At 26.7% G+C, this 3843-nt stretch carries 4 protein-coding genes; 3 read left to right on the forward strand and 1 reads right to left on the reverse strand.

The annotated features are described in order from the left end of the window. The 3 genes from RWY47_RS02870 to RWY47_RS02880 all read left to right on the forward strand — a co-directional run. A partial coding sequence (locus RWY47_RS02870) for a cold shock domain-containing protein (protein ID WP_316030230.1) occupies positions 1-153 on the forward strand: 153 nt, incomplete at its 5' end. Between the two features lie 114 nt (positions 154-267). Then, complete coding sequence (recQ, locus tag RWY47_RS02875) at positions 268-2703, forward strand: DNA helicase RecQ (RefSeq protein ID WP_025161806.1); 2436 nt, start codon at positions 268-270, stop codon at positions 2701-2703. Between the two features lie 136 nt (positions 2704-2839). Further along, entirely contained in the window at positions 2840-2971 is a 132-nt protein-coding gene (locus RWY47_RS02880) for a hypothetical protein (protein ID WP_021430567.1), read from the forward strand. Positions 2972-3051: 80 nt separating this feature from the next. On the opposite strand, the gene RWY47_RS02885 is transcribed toward RWY47_RS02880, so the two are convergent. Then, positions 3052-3660, reverse strand: coding sequence for a YitT family protein (locus tag RWY47_RS02885; protein WP_021432832.1), 609 nt, complete (start codon positions 3658-3660; stop codon positions 3052-3054). Between the last annotated feature and the right edge of the window lie 183 nt (positions 3661-3843).

Raw genomic sequence — 3843 nt, forward strand, 5'->3', positions numbered from 1 at the left:
TTTATATCTGTAGAAGGTGGAGATGACGTATTCGTACATTTCTCAGCTATACAAAAAGATGGATTCAAATCATTAGAAGAAGGTCAAGCTGTTAACTTTGAAATAGTTGAAGGTGCTAGAGGACCTCAAGCTGCTAATGTTACTTTAGCATAATTTATATATAATATAGTATATAACACTCCTTAAGTATGCTTATGCATACTTAAGGAGTTTTCTTGTTTTAAGAAAAAAGTTTTACAATAATAAGTATTTTAAAGGAGAAGATAGATGAATATAAAGCCTTTAGATGTACTATCTAAATATTACGGATATCCAAAATTTAGAAAAGGTCAAGAAGATATAATAAATGAAATTATAAAAGGAAATGATATTCTAGCGATTATGCCAACTGGAGGAGGAAAATCCATATGTTATCAAATACCATCTCTTATTTTAAATGGGCTAACGATAGTTATATCTCCTCTTATATCTCTAATGAAAGACCAAGTGGATTCGTTAAAGACAATGGGAATAGATGCAACTTTTATAAATAGTTCTTTATCTACAATGGAACTTTCAAATATAGTAAAAAATATAGATGATGATAAATATAAAATTATATATATAGCACCAGAGAGATTAGATTCATATGAATTTTCAAATTTAATAAAGTCTAAAGAAATAAGTCAAATAGCAATAGATGAAGCTCACTGCGTATCTCAGTGGGGACATGACTTTAGAACTAGCTACAGAAAAATATCTCAATTCATAAATAACTTAGAAAAAAGGCCTATAATTACTGCATTTACAGCGACAGCATCAGTGGAAGTAAGAAACGATATTATAAACTTATTAGAACTGAATAATCCTAAATTATTTATAACTGGTTTTGACAGAGAAAATTTAACTATAACTATAGAAAAGGCTTCAAATAAAAATAAGTATCTATTAGAGTATATTAATAATCATAAATCTGAAAGTGGAATTATATATGCGGCAACCAGAAAAGAAGTAGATAAGATATATGAAGGATTAAATAAAAGAGGGTACAATGTATCTAGGTATCATGCAGGACTTGGAGCTGAAGAAAGAAAATTAAATCAAGAAAGTTTTATAAAAGATGATGTAAGTGTTATGGTTGCTACCAATGCATTTGGAATGGGAATAGACAAACCTAATATACGATACGTGATACATTATAACATGCCACAGAGTATAGAAAATTACTATCAAGAAATTGGTAGAGCTGGTAGAGATGGTGAAAAAAGTGAATGTGTACTTTTATTTACGCCTGGAGATGTACATATACAAAAATATTTAATTGAAATTGGTACAGAAAACCCAAATAGAAAAAACATTCAATATAAGAAATTAAGGGATATGTCAGATTTAGTATATAGCAATGATTGTTATAGAAAAAGTATTATAAATTACTTTGGAGAAGATTTTAAAAAGGAATGTGGAAACTGTAGTAATTGTTTAGATAATGGAAGCTTAGTTGACAAAACTTTAGATGCTCAAAAGGTTATTTCATGTATAGCTAGAATGAAAAGAAGTTTTGGAATAACTATGATTATAGATGTGCTTAGAGGATCTAAAAACAAAAAAGTATTACAATTTGGATTTGATGAATTATCTACTTACGGAATAATGAAACATTACTCATCGGATGATTTAAAAACTTTTATCAATACACTTATATCTCATGGCTTTATAGATTCTATAGATGGAACTTACCCAACCATAAAATTAAATGAAAACTCAATGAAAACGCTAAAGGGAGATATTAAGGTAGAATTTAAAGAAAGCAAAGTATCTAAAAACTTAGAAATATCAAATGAACTGTATGATACTCTAAAACAAATTAGATATAATATATCAAAAGAAGAAAATATAGCTCCTTATATGATATTTGGAGATGGAACTTTAAAAGTTATGTCTAGTAAATATCCGATAACAAAAGAAAGTATGTTAAAAATTCCAGGTGTCGGAAATATAAAATATGAGAAATATGGAGAAATATTTAAAAGTGCAATAATCAAATATGTTGAAGAAAATAATATAAAAATACAGGGTGACTTTATAAGCTCACAAGAGGAAAAACTTGACTTTATAGATATTAAAACAGATAAAGAACTTTATGAAAAGTTATATATAAAAAGAAGTGAACTTGCTAAAAATGAAGGGGTATTGCCAACTATGATAATATCTAAAAATTCATTAAAAGAAATTAGTGGAAGGTATCCATCAAATGAAGAGCAACTAAATGATATAAGTGGGTTTGGTCCTGTAAAAGTAAAAAAATATGGACGTGTATTTTTAGACATAGTTAATAGATACACAGAAGAAAATAATATATCTGAAATTTGGAAAGAAAAAAACAGATTGAAAGTTATAATAGATGGAGATAGTAGAAGTAATGAAGAAATAGCATTAGATATGCTAAGAGAAAGTAAATCATTGGAAGACATATCCAATGAAATAGAGGTATCTATTTCTACTATATTAGGTTATGTAACAGATATGATAAAGAATGGATCAGAAATAGATTTCAAGGTGAATTTAGAAAAATATTATACTGAAGAAGATGAAGAACATATATTAAAAATATGTGAAGAAGAAGGAATAGACAAGATTAGTCTTATAAAGAAAAAATTGCCTGACAATATAAAATATGAATCTATAAGAGCTGTAATATTAAAAAAATATTATAATCTTATGTAAAACAAAAAAGAAATGTTAAAAAATTAAATTTTAACATTTCTTTTTTGTTTTTATTGTAAAAATACTTGACTTTGCATCGAAAATCATATACAGTATATTGTATACAATATGTAAAACACGAAAGGGGATTTTAATTATGTTAAAAAAATTATCAGAAGTATTCAATGGGTTTTCAAAGCAAATACTTGCTTTAGAGAGAATAAACAGTCAAAGATGTGTAGGTAAGGATTTAGATACTACAAAAACTATATTTGAAAATAAAAGATAATACTATAAAATAATCATAGTATTTTTAAATTTTAAAGGGATATAAGATTATATTAATATAATCTTATATCCCTTTTATAATTAAACTCTTACAATGTCTTTGTTTTTGTATGAGTATACAAAGTCTATAACTTTTCCACTTACGCTGACCGCAATTAAAGATACAGCTATTTGAGAAAATGATAAATATATTAATGATAGACCTAATATAAAAAAGTCACTTATCATATAAACTTTACCAATTTTTAAAGATGTAGTCTTAGAAATTACTAATGCTAAAGCATCGTCTCCACCAGCTGCACCTCCTGCTCTAACAACTAAACCAGATCCTAAACCAACAAAAACACCGGCAATTATACTTCCCAGTATTAAGTTATCAAATTTAGGTATAACTGGACCTATGCTTTCAAAAAAGCTGAATGATAAAGAGAAGCTAATCGTTGCTATTAACGAATACTTAATGAATTTTTTACCAAAAAACTTGTAGCCTACTAATAGTAGAGCACAGTCTATGATAAGATTTGCTAATGAAAGTCTAATGTTAAATAAATTTTTTAACAGTAGTAAAAATCCTAACACTCCACCTTCCGTAATGTTGTTTTGAAAATTAAAATTATAAACTCCAAATGATAGTATAATAGAACCTATCAGTACTAGTAGAATTTGTTCTACAGATCGCCGCCTGGCCATAATATCCCTTCCTTTTTCTTGTATTTAATAACATTATATATAATAAATACAAATTTGTATACAGCAAAAAAGCAAACTAAACATTATACGAAAAAAAAAGCAAATTTGCAATGATTTTTGTGAAGTTTTTTTTGGTTTTTGAAAAATCTAAATGCAAACAAGTAATTTCAATAGGTTTAGCTA

This window comes from Paraclostridium sp. MRS3W1, assembly GCF_032465715.1.
Lineage (GTDB): Bacteria > Bacillota > Clostridia > Peptostreptococcales > Peptostreptococcaceae > Paraclostridium > Paraclostridium dentum.

Excerpts from the sequence above, each read along its gene's own strand:
- recQ (WP_025161806.1), top strand. The coding sequence starts at position 268 with ATGAATATAAAGCCTTTAGATGTACTATCTAAATATTACGGATATCCA.
- RWY47_RS02880 (WP_021430567.1), top strand. The coding sequence starts at position 2,840 with ATGTTAAAAAAATTATCAGAAGTATTCAATGGGTTTTCAAAGCAAATA.
- RWY47_RS02885 (WP_021432832.1), bottom strand. The coding sequence starts at position 3,660 with ATGGCCAGGCGGCGATCTGTAGAACAAATTCTACTAGTACTGATAGGT.